This is a genomic window from Streptomyces sp. Edi4 (assembly GCF_040253615.1).
GTDB lineage: Bacteria > Actinomycetota > Actinomycetes > Streptomycetales > Streptomycetaceae > Streptomyces.
Genome location: NZ_JBEJGY010000004.1, coordinates 2,522,840 through 2,541,117 on the forward strand (window position 1 = coordinate 2,522,840; position 18,278 = coordinate 2,541,117).

General features: G+C 72.5%; 13 protein-coding genes and 1 tRNA gene. 6 read left to right on the forward strand and 8 right to left on the reverse strand.

Translation table 11 applies throughout. The features are described from left to right. The first annotated feature begins 228 nt into the window (after positions 1–228). Together ABR738_RS13465 and ABR738_RS13470 are read left to right on the forward strand one after the other, a co-directional pair. Positions 229–1,155, forward strand: coding sequence for an ABC transporter ATP-binding protein (locus ABR738_RS13465; RefSeq protein ID WP_350230214.1), 927 nt, complete (start codon positions 229–231; stop codon positions 1,153–1,155). Further along, on the forward strand, positions 1,155–1,868 hold the full coding sequence (locus ABR738_RS13470) for an ABC transporter permease (RefSeq protein ID WP_350230215.1): 714 nt from the start codon (positions 1,155–1,157) through the stop codon (positions 1,866–1,868). The genes ABR738_RS13465 and ABR738_RS13470 overlap by 1 nt, the downstream gene beginning before the upstream one ends. A 942-nt stretch (positions 1,869–2,810) precedes the next feature. Here ABR738_RS13470 and holA read toward each other — a convergent pair. Beyond that, positions 2,811–3,812 (reverse strand): DNA polymerase III subunit delta, encoded by a 1,002-nt coding sequence (gene holA, locus ABR738_RS13475; RefSeq protein ID WP_350230216.1) that lies wholly within the window; start codon positions 3,810–3,812, stop codon positions 2,811–2,813. A gap of 78 nt (positions 3,813–3,890) precedes the next feature. On the opposite strand from holA, the gene ABR738_RS13480 reads away from it, so the two are divergent. Continuing rightward, positions 3,891–4,139, forward strand: coding sequence for a hypothetical protein (locus ABR738_RS13480; RefSeq protein ID WP_350230217.1), 249 nt, complete (start codon positions 3,891–3,893; stop codon positions 4,137–4,139). Positions 4,140–4,223: 84 nt separating this feature from the next. Here ABR738_RS13480 and ABR738_RS13485 read toward each other — a convergent pair whose 3' ends face one another. Further along, a complete protein-coding gene (locus ABR738_RS13485; protein ID WP_350230218.1) occupies positions 4,224–5,111 on the reverse strand; it encodes a YceI family protein in 888 nt (295 codons plus the stop codon). Between the two features lie 309 nt (positions 5,112–5,420). Between ABR738_RS13485 and ABR738_RS13490 the strand changes: the two genes are divergently transcribed. After that, on the forward strand, positions 5,421–5,879 hold the full coding sequence (locus ABR738_RS13490; protein WP_350230219.1) for a pyridoxamine 5'-phosphate oxidase family protein: 459 nt from the start codon (positions 5,421–5,423) through the stop codon (positions 5,877–5,879). Positions 5,880–5,999: 120 nt separating this feature from the next. Here the strand turns inward: ABR738_RS13490 and ABR738_RS13495 are convergent, their stop codons facing one another. The 5 genes from ABR738_RS13495 to leuS form a co-directional block, all read right to left on the reverse strand. Next, positions 6,000–8,708, reverse strand: a complete 2,709-nt coding sequence (locus ABR738_RS13495; protein ID WP_350230220.1) for a ComEC/Rec2 family competence protein — start codon at positions 8,706–8,708, stop codon at positions 6,000–6,002. Further along, positions 8,705–9,715, reverse strand: coding sequence for a ComEA family DNA-binding protein (locus ABR738_RS13500; protein WP_350230221.1), 1,011 nt, complete (start codon positions 9,713–9,715; stop codon positions 8,705–8,707). The genes ABR738_RS13495 and ABR738_RS13500 overlap by 4 nt, the downstream gene beginning before the upstream one ends. A gap of 297 nt (positions 9,716–10,012) precedes the next feature. Next, positions 10,013–10,858, reverse strand: coding sequence for a DegV family protein (locus ABR738_RS13505; protein WP_350230222.1), 846 nt, complete (start codon positions 10,856–10,858; stop codon positions 10,013–10,015). A gap of 113 nt (positions 10,859–10,971) precedes the next feature. Further along, positions 10,972–11,715 (reverse strand): hypothetical protein, encoded by a 744-nt coding sequence (locus ABR738_RS13510; protein WP_350230223.1) that lies wholly within the window; start codon positions 11,713–11,715, stop codon positions 10,972–10,974. 155 nt (positions 11,716–11,870) lie between these two features. Continuing rightward, a complete protein-coding gene (gene leuS, locus ABR738_RS13515; RefSeq protein WP_350230224.1) occupies positions 11,871–14,744 on the reverse strand; it encodes a leucine--tRNA ligase in 2,874 nt (957 codons plus the stop codon). Positions 14,745–15,172: 428 nt separating this feature from the next. On the opposite strand from leuS, the gene ABR738_RS13520 reads away from it, so the two are divergent. Both ABR738_RS13520 and ABR738_RS13525 read left to right on the forward strand, forming a co-directional pair. Beyond that, complete coding sequence (locus tag ABR738_RS13520; RefSeq protein ID WP_350230225.1) at positions 15,173–16,447, forward strand: ferric reductase-like transmembrane domain-containing protein; 1,275 nt, start codon at positions 15,173–15,175, stop codon at positions 16,445–16,447. 28 nt (positions 16,448–16,475) lie between these two features. After that, positions 16,476–18,035: an NADH-ubiquinone oxidoreductase-F iron-sulfur binding region domain-containing protein gene (locus ABR738_RS13525; protein ID WP_350230226.1), complete on the forward strand. Its 1,560-nt coding sequence runs from the start codon at positions 16,476–16,478 to the stop codon at positions 18,033–18,035. 60 nt (positions 18,036–18,095) lie between these two features. Here the strand turns inward: ABR738_RS13525 and ABR738_RS13530 are convergent. Next, positions 18,096–18,168, reverse strand: a tRNA-Ala gene (locus tag ABR738_RS13530). Between the last annotated feature and the right edge of the window lie 110 nt (positions 18,169–18,278).

Below are 18,278 nucleotides of genomic sequence, written 5' to 3' on the forward strand. Positions count from 1 at the left end.
CATGCCGGTTTCAGGAGAATGGCACTGCCGCGATCAGGGCCCGGGTGACAGCTTGTGGGGGTGCTTGGAGCCAGGTGGCGCGAACGAACCGCCAGGTCATCCGGCAGATCCGAACCCCAAGGCCCCGACCCGTCAGGCCCCACGGAACTGGTCCACACCGCCACCCCTTGGAAGGGCTGATCCGGCATGCGCTCACTCACACACGAAAGGGAACAGGTGCCACCCCCCATGGCAGCACAGCACGGCCCGCCCGCGGTCGTCTTCACGGGTGTCGTCAAGGAGTACGGCGGTGTCCGCGCCGTCGACGGGATCGATCTGACGATCGGCCGCGGCGAGACGGTCGCCCTGCTCGGCCCCAACGGCGCCGGCAAGTCCACCACCATCAACATGCTCCTCGGACTCTTCCCACCGGACCGGGGAACCATCGAGGTCTTCGGCAAGAAGCCCGAACTCGCCATGCGCGCCGGGCACTTGGGGGCCATGCTCCAGGAGGGGAAGATGATTCCCCGGGTGTCGGTGCGCGAGCTGGTCGACTTCGTACGCCAGACCTACCGCAAGCCGCTGCCGCTCCAGGAAATCCTGGAGCTCGCCGAACTCACCAAGATCGCGGGCCGCAACGTGGACCGGCTCTCCGGCGGCCAGGCCCAGCGGGTGCGGTTCGCGCTCGCCCTGGCCGGCGACCCGGACCTGGTGGTCCTCGACGAGCCGACCGCCGCCCTGGACGTCGAGTCCCGGCGCGAACTGTGGGACGCGATGCGACGGTATGCCGAGCGCGGCAACACCGTCCTGTTCTCGACGCACTACCTCGAAGAGGCCGACGACAGCGCCGACCGCGTCGTCGTCATCGCGTCGGGCCGGGTCGTCGCCGACGGCACCACCTCGGGGATCAAGTCCATGATCGAGGGGCGCACGGTCAGCTTCGTGCCGCGCGGCGGCCACGACGGCTTCGACCTGCTGCCGGGCGTCTCCTCCGTGGAGTACCGCGGCGGACGCGTCCACCTGCGTACCAGCGACTCCGACTCGACGGTGCACGCCCTGTCGCGCGCCGACGCCTTCACCGACCTGGAGATCTCGGGCGTGGGCCTGGAGGAAGCCTTCATCGCGCTCACCCACCAGTCCCGCCACGCGCCCGCTCCGGAAGGACGGACCACCTGATGCTCGGTTACATCCGCCTCGAAATCCTGCGGCTCGTCCGCAACGGCGGCTACCTCATGATGAGCCTCGTCATGCCGGTCGGCCTGTACGTCACCCTCGCGGGCGGCGGCCCCGACCAGGAGTCGCTGGTGCGGGCGATGGTGGGCGCGGCGGCGTTCGGCGCGCTCGGCGTGGTCATCACCAACGGCACCGGCATCGCGGAGGACCGGGCGCTCGGCTGGCTGCGTCAGCTGCGCCTCACCCCGCTGTCCCCGGTACAGGTCGTCATCGCGCGCGGTGCCGTCGCCACGTGCCTGGGCATCCTGCCGATCGTGGTCATCGGCCTGATCGGCAAGTTCTACCGGGGCGTTGACCTCTCGCCCGGCACCTGGCTGGAGATCTTCCTGCTGCTCTGGGTCGGCATCGCCCCGCTCGCGATGCTCGGCATCGGCATCGGCTACCTCTTCAAGGCGCAGCTCGCCCAGATCGCGGGCACCGTCTCGTATCTGACGCTCACGCTGCTCGGCGGCTTGATGATGCCGACCGACACGCTGCCCGGCTGGCTGCAACCGCTGTCGAAGCAGACACCGGTCTACCGCTACGCCCAGCTCTCCTGGGACGCGGCCGCCAACACGGCGCCGAGCGGCACCGGTCTCGGCGTGCTCGCCCTGTGGACGGCGCTGCTCGCGGCGTTCGCCGCGTTCGCCTACCGCAGAGGCGGCCGCCACGCCTGACCCACCCACCCCACACGCCCCATACACCCCGGAGCCCCGGCGTACCGCCGCCCCGCAAACCGTCCTCAGGAGGACACCATGAGCCACCTCATCATCGGCCTCGCCGTCACCGTAGTCGTCTGCCTCATAGCAAAATTCGGCGGCGACGCCCTGAAAAACCGCCGCGACTGATCCCCCCTGTGGCTGCCGCCACCCCGACCAGTCAGCGGCAGCCCACCCGCACCCGCGGGCACCAGCCAACGTGCCGACCCGGGCCCGACCCGGGGCGCCGTTTGGGCGCTCGAGCCCACCAGGGGCGGGGGGCGCAGCCCAAGCCCACCGCGGGACCGACGGGGCAAGGGCGCCCGTGCCGGCCCGGGCCCGACCCGGGGCGGCGTTTGGGCGCTCGTTTGGGACCGCCGGCTGAAGCGCGCGGCCCAAGCCCCGTCGGGGGCCGAGGGGGAGGGGCGCAGTCGAAGCCCGCTGGGGGGGCCGAGGGGGCGAGGCGCAGCCCGAGCCCGCCAGGGGCGCGGGGGGGGGCGGGGCGCAGCCCAAGCCCACCAAGGGCCGAGGGGGCGGGGCGCAGCCCAAGCCCACCGCGGGACCGACGGGCAAGGGCGCCAGCCCGAGCCCGCCAGGGGCGCGGGGAACTGCGCGACCAGCCACCGACAACCCGCAGGCAACGAACAGCCACGACAGGGCAGGGACCGACGGGCAAGGGCGCAGCCCGAGCCCACTGCGGGGCCGAGGGGGGCGCAGCCCAGGCCCACCAGGGGCCGACGGGGCGGGGCGCAGCCCGAGCCCGCCAGGGGCGCGGGGAACTGCGCGACCAGCCACCGACAACCCGCACACAACCGACCAAAGGCCCCCAGGGCGAAGCCCGGGGCTCAAGGGGCGCGGGGAATTGCGCACACACCCAACCCCCCCCCGCACGCAACAGGCGAGCCGCACACCCCAGGATGGCTACCGCAAACCCGGGCCGGCGAGAGGCCTGGCAGCCCGCGCAACCGCAACCACGGCCTTCTCCAGAGCGTACTCAGGATCATCCCCCCCGCCCTTGACCCCCGCATCCGCCTCAGCCACGGCCCGCAGGGCCAAAGACACCCCCTCCGGCGTCCACCCCCGCATCTGCTGCCGCACCCGGTCGATCTTCCAAGGCGGCATCCCCAACTCCCGCGCCAGATCGGCCGGCCGGCCCCCCCGCGCGGAGGACAGCTTCCCGATCGCCCGCACCCCCTGCGCGAGCGCACTGGTGATCAGCACCGGCGCGACCCCGGTCGACAGCGACCACCGCAGCGCCTCCAGCGCCTCCGCGGCCCGCCCTTCCACCGCACGGTCGGCGACGGTGAAGCTGGACGCCTCGGCCCGCCCCGTGTAGTAGCGCCCGACGACCGCCTCGTCGATCGTCCCCTCCACGTCCGCGCAGAGCTGGGACACCGCGGACGCCAGCTCGCGCAGATCGCTTCCGATGGAGTCGACCAGCGCCTGACACGCCTCCGGCGTGGCCGAACGCCCCAGCGCCCGGAACTCCTGCCGTACGAACGTCAGCCGCTCGGCCGGCTTCGTGGTCTTGGGGCACGCCACTTCCCGCGCCCCCGCTTTGCGCGCCGCGTCCAGCAACCCCTTGCCCTTGGCGCCGCCGGCGTGCAGCAGCACCAGCGTGATCTCCTCGGCGGGCGCGTCGAGGTACGCCTTCACGTCCTTGACCGTGTCCGCCGACAGGTCCTGCGCGTTGCGTACGACCACGACCTTGCGCTCGGCGAAGAGCGAAGGGCTGGTCAGCTCGGCGAGCGTGCCGGGCTGCACCTGGTCGGAGGTCAGGTCACGCACATCGGTGTCGGAGTCGGCGGCCCGGGCGGCCGCCACCACCTGCTGCACGGCGCGGTCGAGCAGCAGGTCCTCCTGGCCCACGGCCAGCGTGACGGGGGCGAGTGGATCGTCGGTGGAATTCTTCCTGGTGGCCATCGCCTTCCAGCATCCCACGGGCCACTGACAGTCCGGCCCGCTCCCGGCCCCACCGCCCCCATACCGGAGAATGGCCAGGTGAACGATGTGACCCGACACGTACTCGTCCTCCCTGACCGCGACGCCGCCGAGGACGTGACCACCGAGCTGACCGACCTCTTCGGCCTCGCGGAGGAGCCCCAGCTCGTGCGCGACGCCTTGGCGGGCGAGGACGACGCCGAGGACGCCCAGTGGCTCGTCGTCGTGGAGGACCCCGACGCCCGGCTCGACCCCAAGGCCCTGGACAGCCTGGCCGCCGCCTACGACGGCTGGCTGGAAGCCCCCTGATCCACACGGCGGCCGGGCGCCACCACCGCCGACCGTGAGCACGACCGGGGGTGAACCCGGCGGATGGCGGGCGCGGCCGAGGGGTCAGGCCGCCTTCGGTATGACCTGGATGTCGAGGTCGATCGAGATGGACGACCCGATCGCCGCGATCCCCCGGGCCAGCATGGTCTGCCAGGTGAGCGTGAAGTCCTCGCGGTGCAGTTCCGTGGTGGCCCGGCAGGCACCCCGGGTCTCCCCGCCGAGCCCGGTCCCCAGACCGAGGTACTGCGTGTCGAGCGTCACCGTACGGCTCACCCCGTGCAGTGTCAGGCCGCCGATGATCGCCCAGCGGCTGCCACCCCGGTGCACGAAACGGTCGCTGTAGAACTCCATCGTCGGGTAGTTCCCCACGTCCAGGAAGTCACCCGACCGCAGATGGTCGTCGCGCATCCCAACGCCCGTGTCGATGGAGGCGGTGTCGATGATCACGTGCATCGCCGACCCCTCCATGCGCTCCGCGATCCGGACGGCCCCGGCGAACGTGTTGAACCGGCCGTGGATGCGGGCCAGGCCGATGTGGCTCGCGGTGAAGCCGATCTGCGAGTGCGTCGGGTCGAGTTCCCACTCGCCCGGCTCCGGCAGCGCCGCAGGGGCTGCGACCTGGAGCATGACGTCGCCGAGCGCCGCGAGCCCGCTCGCGGTGACGGTGACGTTGCCGTGGAAGGGCGTGTACCCCTCGGCCGTGATGGCCAGCCGGTACTCGCCCGCCGGAACCGTCGTGACCACCGTCCCGAACGGGTCGGTCTCCCCGCCCACGACGCGGCGGCCCGAAGCGTCGCTGACCACGAACTCGGCCCGCTGTACGGGCTCGCTGACCGGATCGAGCACCCGGCAGCTGAGCACGCCCGCGGTCGACGGAACGGCCAGGCCCGCCAGCGGCCCGAGACGAAGCGGAGAACTGGCCGAGCTTTTGCCGAACCAGCGGCTGAACACTGTGCACGCACCCCCGCGCGAAGAAGTAACTGCCGGGCCGCGCCGGGGGCGGACATCCTCATCCGCCCTCGCCACAGCAGGTCCCCGACCCCATGACGAAGACGCATTCGATCACTGATGTGCCGTTCGAGGCAAACGCGGCGCCTAGTCACTGTTGCGGCACCTGTCACCAGAGGCCCGAATTGGCCATTCCGCTTCCCCGGCCCCCAGCCCACCCGCTCCCCGCCCGCGACTCCCCGTCGTACGTCGCAGGCCCTGGTCCTCTCGACTGAAGCAGACCGGGCCCAACTGCCGCTAGCGTCAAGGGGCGTGACGATCTCCGAGCCGGCGCGCAGCCGCGAACAGCGCAAGCAGGACGTCCTGACGCGCCTCGAAAAGGACGAGGACGCCTGGGTGGCGACCGCCTCCGCCACCGGTGAACCACACCTCATACCTCTCTCCTTCGTCTGGGAGCACGGCACACTCCTGATGTGCACCCGTCGAGCCAGCCCCACCCTGCGCAACGTCGAGTCCGGCGACCGCCCCGTCCAGGTCACGCTGGGGCACACCCGCGATGTCGTGCACATCACGGGCACCGCCGTCACCATTTCGCCCTCCGAACTCCCCACTGACTCGGCCGACGCCTTCGCCGCCAAGATCGTGTGGGACCCGCGCGAGAACGCCGCGTACACCTACTTCCGTGTCGTCCCCCAGCACGTCCTGGCATGGCGCGAGGCCAATGAAATAGCCGGCCGCGAGCTGATGCGCGACGGCATCTGGCTCGTCTGACCCCTCAACTCCGCGCGCCCGACGCCAGGATGGGTGCGTGATGGCCACGGGATGGACGCTTGTCGCGGGGCCGCCGCGCCGCCACCCACCGCCAGAGTCACGGCCGCCGGTCGCGGCCGGTCATGGGCCTCGCCCCCGGGGCGCCGCTGCCGCCTGCGTCGTGTCGCGGCCCCGGGGCACGGCCCGCAGGGTGTCGCCCACACCCGTGACCGCGATCGCCCCGTCGGTGTCGGTCCGCAGCACTGCGGCACCCCACGCCCGCAGCACGGCGATCGTGCCGGGTGCTGGGTGGCCGTACCGGTTGCCCCGTCCGACCGAGACCAGCGCAAGCCTCGGACGTACGGATCGCAACAGGCCGGGATCCTGATGCGCCGAGCCGTGGTGGGCGACCTTCAGGACGTCCACCCGGACCGGCATCGGCTGCCGCCGCGACAACTGCCGTTGGGCCGGGGGTTCGAGATCGCCCGGCAACAGCAGGGTCAGCCCGTTGGCGGCACGGACGAGCAGCGTGACGCTGGCGTCATTGGGCCCGTCCGGCGCCGGAGCGGGTTGCGGTGGAGGCCACAGGACCTCCCACGAAAGCCCGCCCAGCACCCGCCGTTCCCCGAACCCGGCCGTCACCAACGCGACCCCCTCCGCCGCCGCAGTGCGCCGCACGAACGCCGCCTGGTCCGCCGGCTCCGCGAACCCCGTCGTCTCGATGGCCCCGACCGTCCGTCCCCGCAACACCCCGGCAAGACCGCCCACATGGTCGGCGTGGAAGTGCGTGAGCACCAGCAGCGGGATCCGGGTGACGCCGAGTTCGCGCAGACAGCGGTCCACCGGCGCCGGCTCGGGCCCGGCATCGACCACCACGGCCGCGCCCCCGCCCGCCGCCAGCACCGTGGCATCCCCTTGTCCCACATCGCACATCGCGTACGACCAGTCCGGCGGCGGCCACCCGGTGACGATCCTGGTGAGCGGCGCGGGCCGCACCACGGCGAGCAGCAGCACGAGTGCGAGTGTCGCGGCCGCCCAGGGGTGTCGGGGAATCCTCCGCGCCAGGAGCACCACCAGCGCGGTGACGACCGCGAGCAGCAGTCCCCCGGCCCAGCCGCCCGGCCAGCCCGACTCCGCGCCGGGCAGAGCCGCCCCGGTGCGCGCCACCGACGCGATCCACGTGGTGGGCCAACTCGCGCACCAGGCGAGGAGTTTGGCGAGGGGCATCGCGACCGGCGCCGCGGCGAGGGCGGCGAACCCCGCGACCGTCGCCAGCGCCACTCCCGGCTCGGCCAGCAGATTGCACGGTACGGCGACCAGGCTGATCCGCGCCGCGAACACGGCCACCACCGGCGCGCACACCGCCTGCGCCGCCGCAGCGGCGGCCAGCACCTCGGCGAGCCTGGCCGGCACCCCGCGTCGACGCAGCGCCGCGCTCCAGCCCGGCGCGATGGTGAGCAGGGCCCCCGTGGCGAGCACCGACAGCAGGAACCCATAGCTGCGGGCCAGTTCGGGCGCGTACAGCACCAGCAGCAGGACGGTGGCCGCCAGCGCGGGAATCAAGGATCGCCGCCGGCCCGTGCCGATCGCCAGCAGCGCGACCAGGCCGCACGCGGCGGCCCGCAGCACACTCGGCTCGGGCCGGCACACCACCACGAACGCGATCGTGAGCAACCCTCCGAGTAGGGCGGTCCCCCGCAGGGAGACCCCGAGCCGGGGCGCCAGGCCGCCCCGCTCGGCCAGAAGCGCCCGCCCCGGCGGGCCGATCAACAGGACGAGGACGATCATCAGGTTGCTGCCCGACACCGCCATGAGATGTGTGAGGTCGGTCGCCTGGAACGCGGCGCGCAGCTCCGGTGTGACCCTGGACGTGTCGCCGACGACCAGCCCAGGCAACAGCGCCCTCGCGTCCGGCGACAGCCTCTGGGTCGCTTCCCGCAGCCCGGAGCGCAGTTCACCGGCCCATCGCTGCACGGCATTCGGTGCTCCGATGACGCGCGGCGGCCCGTTCGGCACCTTGAGAACGGCGGCCACTTTCCCCTCGCCCGGCGCGAGCCGCGCGTCCACCCGCACCCGGGTGGACGGCAGCAGCCCCCGCCAGCTCCCGGGCGCCAGGACGAGCACCGGCGTATGGACGCGGCACTCCTCGCCATCGGCTCCCACGACCCGCTCCACCTCGGCGTCGACGGCTACTGAAGTGCCGCCCCAGCCCCCGGACCGGGTCGGCCGGGGATCGCCGGCGACCACCAACTCCATGGTGGCCCGACCGAACTCCCTCGCCAGTCCCGGCACGGGACCCCTGCGCGCCTGTTCGGCATGGAGTCCTCCGACCGTCATCCCGACAGCGACACAGACCAGCACCCCAGCGACCGCGCCCCGATACCGCCAGACCCCGCCAACTCCCTTGCCAGTGCTACCTGTTGTGCTGCCAGAGGCCGCACCGCCCGGATCGCTCGCATTGTCGGCATTACCCGGACGACCCGCATCGCTCACACCACCCGAATCCCCCGCATCGCGGGCATCGCTCGCATCAGCTCCTTCGCGTCCCCGCGCCGCGTCGAGTCCACCCGCCGTCTCCGCGCGGCACTCCCCCTGGCACGCCGCCCGTGCCTCCTGCCCCCTCCGCGACAACCGGTCCCGCACAGCCGGAGCGACCAGCACGCCCATCAAGGCCAGGCACAGAGCTACACACCAACTCGCTGCGGCACCGGATAAGTTGCCCGCCAAGGCGGCCCCTCCCCATGCGCCCAGCGCCGGCCCCACCAAGCGTAGGTCCGTCGGTCCTTCCCGGTGTGGGTTGGCCACGCCGAGCCGGCCGCCCGACTCCGCGTGGATCTCCACGCGGCTCATAGCCGCACCAGGGCTTGCAGATCGTTGAACCGTCCTTCGCCGATCCCCTTCACCTCGCGCAGCTCACCGACCGACCGGAACCCACCGTGTTGAGTCCGGTAGTCGACGATGTGCTGGGCGAGCACGGGGCCGACTCCGGGCAGGGCGTCCAACTGGTCCGCCGAGGCGGAGTTGAGGCTGACCGGCCCGCTGGGGCCTGTACCTGTTCCGCCGCGGCCCGAACGACCCGCTCCGCCCGCTCCGGCGACGGGCGCGCCCCCGCCCGGCACTCCGGCCAGCACCTGTTCCCCGTCCGCGAGCAGCCTCGCCCGGTTGAGCCCCGTCAGATCCGTGCCCTCGCGGACACCACCCGCCACGGTCAGCGCGTCGGCGACCCTCGATCCGGCGGGCAGCCGGTAGATCCCGGGCCGCAGCACCTTGCCCCCGACGTCCACTACCAGCACACCGGCCGGCGAGGGCTCCGTGTTCGCGACCGGTGTGGGGGGCGAGCCCATGGCGCTCGCCTCCCTACGCGCCCCACGGTTCGAGCCGCCGCCCGCACTCTTCGTCCCAGGCGTGGCGGACGCCGGCCCCTCAGCCAGGGCGGGCGCGGGCACGGACCGGGGGCGCCCGGCCCAGAAGTGCCGGACGGTGAATCCCGTCGCGACCAGGAGGACCACGCACAGCGCGGCCAGACTGCGCGGCGCGAGCCCGCACCTCGTCTGCGCCCACAGGGGCAGCCGGTCGCGCACCGCCGCCCAGATCCGCTCCCCCGCGCCCACGCTCGCACCCGCTCCCGCAGGGGCGAGAGGGGCCGGAGCAGCGGCATCGGCAGCGCGGGAGGGAGGTGGGGGTTCGGGCGGGATCGCGAGCGCGGACTCCCCCAGGCTGCGGGCGGTCGGCGCGTCGGGGTCGCGCGGAGGGGCCGCCGTGCCCGGAGGCGGCGTGAGGAACAGCGCGTCCGCGCGTCTGCGCGCGGTCAGAACGGAGACGGAGGCCTGTACGTCGCTCCCCTGGCCCGGCGGCACGGAGCCAAGGACAGGTGCAGGTGCAGGTGCAGGGACAGGTGCAGGTGAAGGTGCGGGGCCGGTGGCCCGGGCACGCGTGCCCGGGCTGCGGTGGGTGTGTCCCCGTCGGGTCCTGCTGTCCGAGCCGGCGGGCCGGCCCGGTCCGCTCGTGGCGGTGCGTCGTGATCGGATTTCCATGTCACGAGACGTTAGGCACTTCGCCCCGAATCCGCTGAGCACCCCCAAATTCGGTGGACAACCCGCTAGTTGTGGATATCTCGGTCACCCGTGCCAGTGAATCAACCGGGGGCGAACCACTCAGCGCGGCGAGACGATGGCGCCGAGCAGCCCCGGTCCCGTATGCGCGCCGATCACCGCTCCGACCTCGCTCGTGTGCAGATCGACGAGGCCGGGCACCCTCGTCCGCAGCCGCTCGGCAAGGGTGGCGGCGCGCTCGGGGGCCGCGAGATGGTGCACCGCGATGTCGACGGGCCTGGTGCCGGCCCGGTCGACCACGATCTCCTCGAGCCGGGCGATGGCCCGGGAGGCCGTGCGTACCTTCTCCAGCATGTCGATCCGGCCGTCCACGAGCTGGAGCAGGGGCTTGACGGCCAGGGCCGAGCCGAGCAGCGCCTGCGCAGCCCCGATGCGGCCGCCCCGCCGGAGATAGTCGAGGGTGTCGACGTAGAAGAACGCGGAGGTCTCCGCGGCCCGCTTCTCCGCCGCCGCCACCGCTTCGTCCAGCGTTCCGCCCGCGTCGGCGGCCTGGGCCGCCGCCAGCGCGCAGAACCCGAGGGCCATCGCGACCATCCCGGTGTCGACCACCCGTACGGGCACCGGGGCGTCCTTCGCGGCGAGCACGGCCGCGTCGTAGGTGCCGGAGAACTCGGCGGAGAGGTGCAGCGAGACGATGCCGGTCGCTCCCGATTCGGCGATCTTGCGGTAGGCGGCCGCGAACACCTCGGGGCTGGGCCGGGACGTGGTGACGGGGCGCCGCTTCTGCAGCGCGACGGCCAGCGAGCGGGCCGAGATCTCCGTGCCTTCCTCCAGCGCCCGGTTGCCCAGGACCACGGTCAACGGCACGGCGGTGATGCGGTGCCGCTCCATCGTCTGTGGCGGCAGATAGGCCGTTGAATCAGTGACGATCGCGACATGGCGGGACATGACCGGGAGGTTACCCGGCGATGGCGCCCCGTGGCAGCCCGGCCCTGTCCAATGATCGGTTCGGGTCGGCGCAAGTCGCCCGGATCCCGTGCCGCGCGCCGGTGTTCGTCTGCTCAGCTCGCCGCTTCGGGGCGGGCCGCCTTCTGCCAGGGGTACGTCACGGGAGGCTGGGTGGCGCCGAGCTCGTGCGGTGCTTCGGCTGGGGGCCGGTGCCGGGAGCGGCCGTCCTGTCGCTCCGGGGACGGGCCGCCCGGCGCGGTGGCATGGCCGGCGTCCTCGTCCCAGGAGGGGGCTCGTCCGTTGGCGGGTCCCTTGACGGACCAGTGCCGCAGGGCTCCCGACTCCAGGTCGATCTGCTCGCTGAGCGAGGCCAGGTCGTCGTCCGCGAACTGCCGGGCCCGGTCGCGGACGGCCCAGCGCAGCGAGTCCGCCGAGCGCGTGATCCGTTCGGTGCGCTCGCGCAGCTCCGGCAGCCGGTCGGCGATCGTGCGCCTGTCCGGCTCGCGCTCCAGCCGCCTGAGCTCGTCGTCCAGTTCGTGGCCGTGCCCGCTCAGCCGCTCGAACAGGGCGAGGGATTCCTTCAGGGACGCGTCTTCGCCGACACGCGCGTGCAGCGCCTCCTGGGTGGACCGCATCGAGGTGCGCAGCGAGAGGCGCAACTGGGCGAGCTGGCCGGCGACGCCGGGCTGGGCCACGCTCTTGGCGCGCAGCGTGGTGTCCTCGACGGTCCTGCGTGCCTGGGTGACCGTACGCTCCACTCCGCGCTTCGCCGCGCCGACCACCTTGACCGTCACGTACACGCCGAGCACCACGAAGGCGACGAACAGCAGCGCCAGGATCAAGATCGCGGCTTCCATGAACGTCCCCTCGGTCGGTGTCGTCCCTCCACGGTAAACGCAACGGGCAGGCCGTGGGTTCCCGTGGAACCCCCAACCTGCCCGTAGGGGGAAGCCCCCAGTGCCGCTTCGGTCCTCACGCGAGCGCGGGGCGCGGGCGCGGGTCCGAACGGGGCTTACGCGGGAACGATGTTCACCAGCTTCGGCGCCCGCACGATGACCTTGCGGATGTCCGCGCCGGCCAGGGCCGCGACGACGGCCTCGTCGGCCAGTGCCAGCTTCTCCAGCTCGTCCTCGGTGATCGCCGGCGGCACCTCAAGGCGGGCCTTGACCTTGCCCTTGATCTGGACGACGCAGGTCACGGCCTCGTCCACGACGTACGCGGGGTCGGCGACGGGGAAGTCGCGGTGCACCACGGAGTCGGTGTGACCCAGCTTGCGCCACAGCTCCTCGGCGATGTGCGGGGCCAGCGGGGCGATCAGCAGGACCAGCTGCTCGGCGACCGGCCGGGCCAGCGGGCCGCCCGCCTTGGTCAGGTGGTTGTTCAGCTCGGTGATCTTGGCGATGGCGGTGTTGAACCGCAGCCCCGCCAGGTCGCCGCCCGCGCCGTCGATCGCCTTGTGCAGGGCGCGCAGGGTGGCCTCGTCGGGCTCGGCGTCGGTGACGGTGACCTCTCCGGTCGCCTCGTCGACGATGTTGCGCCACAGCCGCTGCAACAGCCGGTACTGGCCGACCACGGCGCGCGTGTCCCAGGGGCGTGAGACGTCCAGGGGACCCATCGCCATCTCGTACAGGCGCAGGGTGTCGGCGCCGTATTCGGCGCAGATCTCGTCCGGAGTGACCGCGTTCTTCAGGGACTTGCCCATTTTGCCCAGCTCGCGCTTGACGGGCTCACCCTCGAAGAAGAACTTGCCGTCGCGCTCCTCGATCTCGGCGGCCGGCACCGGGAAGCCTCGGCTGTCCCGGTAGACGTACGCCTGGATCATGCCCTGGTTGTACAGCTTGTGGTACGGCTCGGCGGAGGAGATGTGGCCGAGGTCGAACAGGACCTTGGACCAGAAGCGCGCGTACAGCAGGTGCAGCACGGCGTGTTCGGCGCCGCCGACGTACAGGTCGACGCCACCGGTCGGCTGACCCTCGCGCGGGCCCATCCAGTACTGCTCGACGGCCGGGTCGACCAGCTTCTCGCTGTTGTGCGGGTCCAGGTAGCGCAGCTGGTACCAGCAGGAACCGGCCCAGTTGGGCATGGTGTTGGTCTCGCGGCGGTACTTCTTGACGCCGTCTCCCAGGTCGAGCTCGACGTTGACCCAGTCCTCGTTGCGGGACAGCGGGGTCTCCGGCGAGGTGTCGGCGTCGTCGGGCTCGAAGGTGCGCGGCGAGTAGTCGTCGACCTCCGGCAGTTCCAGGGGCAGCATCGACTCGGGCAGCGGGTGGGCGATGCCGTCCTCGTCGTAGACGATCGGGAAGGGCTCGCCCCAGTACCGCTGGCGGCTGAACAGCCAGTCGCGCAGCCGGAAGTTGACGGTGCCCTCGCCGATGCCGCGCTCGGTCAGCCAGTCGGTGATCTTCGCCTTGGCCTCGACGACGCCCAGGCCGTCCAGCGAGATCTCGTCGTTGGCGGAGTTGACCAGCTTCGCCTCGTGGGAGACGAACGCCTCGTCCCACGTGGAGGCGTCGGTGCCACGGTCGTCGTCGGGCTGGACGACGCAGCGCATGGGCAGCTCGAAGGCGCGCGCGAAGGCGAAGTCACGGGCGTCGTGCGCCGGTACGGCCATGATCGCGCCGGTGCCGTAGCCCATCAGCACATAGTCGGCGATGAAGACGGGAACTTTTTCGCCGCTGACGGGGTTGGTCGCGAACGCGCCGGTGAAGACGCCGGTCTTCTGCTTGGCGTCGGCCTGGCGCTCGACGTCCGACTTGGCCGCGGCGAACGCGCGGTACGTGGCGACGGCGTCGGCCGGGGTGGCGTGGCCGCCGGTCCACACGTCGTGGGTGCCCTCGGGCCAGGCGGCCGGGACAATGGTGTCGACCAGCTCGTGCTCGGGCGCGAGCACCATGTAGGTCGCGCCGAACAGGGTGTCCTGCCGGGTGGAGAAGACGGTGATCGCGTCGGTGTCGGTGACCTTGAAGTCGACGCGGGCACCTTCGGAGCGGCCGATCCAGTTGCGCTGCTGCAGCTTGATCGCGTCCGGCCAGTCCAGGCCGTCCAGGTCGTCCAGGAGGCGGTCCGCGTAGGCGGTGATGCGCATGTTCCACTGGCGCAGCTTGGACTTGAAGACGGGGAAGTTGCCGCGCTCGGAACGGCCGTCGGCGGTGACCTCCTCGTTGGCCAGGACAGTGCCCAGGCCGGGGCACCAGTTGACGGGCGCGTCGGAGGCGTACGCCAGGCGGAATCCGCCCAGCACGTCGGCGCGCTCGGCGGAGCTCAGGGCGGCCCAGTCACGGCCGCCGGGGACCTCGCGGCTGCCGTCCTCGAACGCGGCGACCAGTTCGGCGATCGGGCGGGCCTTGCGCGCGTCGGCGTCGTACCAGGAGTTGAAGATCTGCAGGAAGATCCACTGGGTCCACTTGTAGTACTCCGGGTCGATCGTCGCGACCGACCGGCGCTTGTCGTGGCCCAGGCCCAGCCGGCGCAGCTGCCGCTTCATGTTGTCCATGGCGGCCTCGGTGGAGACCCGCGGGTGCGTGCCGGTGGCGACCGCGTGCTGCTCGGCGGGCAGGCCGAACGCGTCGAAGCCCAGCGTGTGCAGCACGTTGTGGCCGGTCATGCGCTGGTGGCGGGCGTAGACGTCGGTGGCGATGTAACCCAGCGGGTGACCGACGTGCAGGCCCGTGCCCGAGGGGTAGGGGAACATGTCCATGACGAACTTCTTGGGCCGCGCGGCGACCGCCGCGTCCCCGGCCAGGTCGCCCGTCGGGTTCGGCGTCTCATAGGTGCCGTCGGTGTCCCAGAAGTCCTGCCAGCGTGCCTCGATGTCGGCGGCCATGGCCGCCGTGTAGCGGTGCGGCGCGGCCGTCTCTGCGGCGGCAGCGGTGTTCGTCTCGCTCATGTCCTCAAAGCTCCATCGATCGTCTCTGCCAGCGGTTACGAGCGTTCGTCCGTCGATCCGCCATCGAATCGCCAAACGAAAAAACCCCTCGCACAGGAGGGGGCGCCGCGCCGAGTCCGACCGGATCTCTTCATCGGTCGGGAGTGTTCAGCGCGGCTCGCTAAGCAGAAGGCGTACGGCACGCATGGCGTCAGGGTACCGCAGGCCTCACAGGCCTCGCACGGAGTACCCGAGGGGGGTGTGGACTCCGGACGAGGAGCGGCGGGCCCGCCGCTCCCCGAAGGGGTGTCCGCGAGGGGCGGGGGCGAGGTTACTCCGCGTACCGCCCTCTTCTGGGGCAACCGCTCAAACCCCGTACCGGCCGGTATGGGGCGACCTAGCATGCCGCCACGGGACCGCTTTGCCGAACCATTCGGAGTCGCCCCACCATGAAACCTCGCCATCCGCTCAACCCGCACCATCCGCGTCACAACCCCGCCCGGGGCCGTCCGCCCCGCAAGGGCGGACTCTCCGCGGCCGCCCTCGGCGTCGTCGCCCTGCTCATACCGCCGCTGGCCCTGCTGACGTCCGACGGCCTGCGTGCCGCCCTCGACTTCACCTCCGGCGTCCTCTCCCTGGTCTCGCTGACCGCGTCCGTCGCCTGGGGCCTGCTCGCCACCGACCGGCTGCTGCTCACCCCGCGCGACCGCCTCATGGCGCAGGCTGTCCACCGCGCGACCGCCATCGCCTCGATCGGCTTCCTCCTGCTGCACGTCACCCTCAAGATCGCGCTGGGCCATGTCGGACTCCTGGGCGCGCTCGTGCCGTTCGGGCTCGGCACCACCGGCACATCCGGTCTGATCGGCCTCGGGTCGCTCGCCGGCATCCTGATGGTGCTCACGGCCGTCACGGGCGCCATGCGCAGCGCCTTCACCACGCCGGGCCGCATCGCGGGACGCTGGCGCGCGGTCCACATGCTGGCCTACCCCACCTGGTGCTCGGCGCTGGTGCACGGTCTGTTCGCGGGGCGGCCCCCGGCGGGCTGGGTGGTGGCGATGTATGCCCTGAGCCTGGCGGCTGTGGCGGGTGCGCTGGCCGTACGCGCGCTGCCCCGGCCCGCGCAGCGCCGCATCGTCGCCCGGCTCGCGCCGCTGCTCGCGCGCCCCGAGCCCGAACGCCCCGAAGCGACGCCGCCACCACCGGCCATGCCGCCCCCTTATGAGGCGCCCTCCTACGAGGCGTCGTCCTACGACACGTCCTCGTTCGCGTCACCTCTTGCCTCGCCTTCGTCCCAAACCGCCTCCATGGAGGCGGCTTCCTTGACGCCGCCCTCTTATGAGGCTTACGAGGCGCGGCCCACGCGGCGCCTGCGCGCGGGCCGCCCCCGGCGCGAAGTCCTCGGCGGGGCGCGGCAGCCCGAGGAAACACACACCCTGTACGAGCCCCCGCACCAGGCACCACCGCGCTACCGTCCCAGCAACGCGCGGCCCGTCGGCGACGCCGGTACGGGCATCTCGGCGGCCTACCGAGCGGTCTCGCTCGCCCCGCCGCCCCCGGCCGTCCCCCCGGCCACACCGCCCGACGCCCGCTGGCCCGCGCCCTCGCCCCGCCCTCCCGAGCCGCTGCCCAACGGCGATCCCGCGCCGTCCACGCCCTACCAGCAGCCCGCCGCGGGCGAGCCCTGGCACTCCCCGCCGGGCCCCGCCGCCGGAGAACGCCCGTGAAGGTGCCAGCGACAGCAGGAGTACGACCATGAACAGCCCCCTCCCCGATGTTCCCGAGGTCCGCGTCGTGGGTCTGCCCCATTTGACCGCCGGCTTCAATCTCGTCGAACGCCTCACCTTGCCGATGCACCTCAAGGTGCACGGCGCGCTGGAACCGATCAACGGCGAGCGGCTTGCCCAACTCGCCGACGATGTCGCCCTCACCGGCCGGGGCGGCGCTGGTTTCCCCTTCGGCCGCAAGCTGCGGGCGGTCGCGTCCGCCGCGATCCGGCGCGGGATACGCCCGGTCGTCGTCATCAACGCGAGCGAGGGCGAGCCCGCCTGCCGCAAGGACACCGTCCTGGTGTGCCGGGCCCCTCATCTCGTCCTGGACGGCGCGCTGCTGGCCGCCGAGGCGCTGGGCGCGCGCACCCTGGTCGTCGCCGTCACCCGCGATTCGACGGAGGCGTCCGTGCGTGCCGCCTTCATCGAGCGCGGTCTCACCGACAAGCGGAGCGCCCCGCTGCGCGCCCGCGTGGTCCGCACCCCCGAGCGCATGGTGTCCGGCGAGGCGTCGGCGGTGATCCGGGCGGTGGACGGCGGCCCCGCCTTGCCGCCGGGCCGGCGTGAGCGGGCGGCGGAGTCCGGCGTCGGGGGCGCCCCGACGCTGCTCTCCAACGCCGAGACGTTCGCCCAGCTCGCGGTGGCCGCCCGGCTCGGCCCCCAGCGGTTCGGCAACACGGGCGAGCCCACCGAGCCCGGCACCGTCCTGCTGACGGTGTCCGGCGCCGTCGCCCGCCCGATGGTGGTCGAGGCGCCCACGGGGGTGCCACTGCGGTACGTACTCCAGCTGGCCGGGGCGCCGTCGCTGCCCCAAGGTGTCCTGACGGGCGGCTATCACGGCGCCTGGCTCAACTCGGTGGCCGCCCACGACGCGGCCCTCTCACGCGCCTCCCTCTCGGCGCTCGGCGGCGCGCTCGGGGCGGGCGCGATCCTGCCGATCGGCCCGGGGACCTGCGCGCTCGGTGAGGCGCTTCGGGTCGCCAAGTGGCTGGCCGCCGAGACGGCCGGCCAATGCGGCCCGTGCAGGCTGGGCCTGCCGGCCGCCGCCGCAGGGCTCGCCGACGTGCTGGGCGGCGGCGGACCGGCCGCGCTAGAGGCGCTGCGCGAGGTGACGCGGGCCGTCAAGGGCCGGGGTGCCTGCAAGCATCCGGACGGCTCGGCACGGTTCTTGGCATCCACCCTGGCGGCGTTCACGGACGACCTGGCGGCCCATGTGCTCGGCGGAGGCTGCGGCAGACCGACCGTGGGGGTGTTGCCGCTGCCCGCGCCCGGCTACCGGGACGAGGGCGTACCGAGCGGCGAGAAGATGCTGGTGGACTGGACGTTGTGCGAGGGCCACGGGCTCTGCGCCGACATCGTGCCGGAGCTGATCCGGCTGGGCCCCGACGGCTACCCCCTGGTCGCGGACGCCACCGTGCCGATGCATCTGCGAGGGCGCGCGCAACGAGCCGTACGCCGCTGCCCCGCGCTCGCGCTCCGGATCGAGCAGGCGCCGACGGCACTGCCTCAGGTCACGCGCAAAGCCCTGGGCACTGGCCGGAGTTGACCGGTTGTGACACAACGAGAAGGCGGGGCATCCGATTCGGATGACCCGCCTTCTCAACTGTGGAGCTAAGGAGAATTGAACTCCTGACCTCCTGCATGCCATGCAGGCGCTCTACCAACTGAGCTATAGCCCCTTGCTGTGTGCCGCCCGGTTTCCCCCGGCGACATCGAGAACATTACACGGTCACCCCGGTGCTTCACCAAATCGGTTTCCGTTCTGCACGAAGAAGGGCGGTAACGTCCA

What these genes read in the sequence shown, in the direction of transcription:
- ABR738_RS13465 (WP_350230214.1), top strand. Translation starts at nt 229, where the DNA reads ATGGCAGCACAGCACGGCCCGCCCGCGGTCGTCTTCACGGGTGTCGTC.
- ABR738_RS13470 (WP_350230215.1), top strand. Translation starts at nt 1,155, where the DNA reads ATGCTCGGTTACATCCGCCTCGAAATCCTGCGGCTCGTCCGCAACGGC.
- holA (WP_350230216.1), bottom strand. Translation starts at nt 3,812, where the DNA reads ATGGCCACCAGGAAGAATTCCACCGACGATCCACTCGCCCCCGTCACG.
- ABR738_RS13495 (WP_350230220.1), bottom strand. Translation starts at nt 8,708, where the DNA reads ATGAGCCGCGTGGAGATCCACGCGGAGTCGGGCGGCCGGCTCGGCGTG.
- ABR738_RS13505 (WP_350230222.1), bottom strand. Translation starts at nt 10,858, where the DNA reads ATGTCCCGCCATGTCGCGATCGTCACTGATTCAACGGCCTATCTGCCG.
- ABR738_RS13510 (WP_350230223.1), bottom strand. Translation starts at nt 11,715, where the DNA reads ATGGAAGCCGCGATCTTGATCCTGGCGCTGCTGTTCGTCGCCTTCGTG.
- leuS (WP_350230224.1), bottom strand. Translation starts at nt 14,744, where the DNA reads ATGAGCGAGACGAACACCGCTGCCGCCGCAGAGACGGCCGCGCCGCAC.
- ABR738_RS13520 (WP_350230225.1), top strand. Translation starts at nt 15,173, where the DNA reads ATGAAACCTCGCCATCCGCTCAACCCGCACCATCCGCGTCACAACCCC.
- ABR738_RS13525 (WP_350230226.1), top strand. Translation starts at nt 16,476, where the DNA reads ATGAACAGCCCCCTCCCCGATGTTCCCGAGGTCCGCGTCGTGGGTCTG.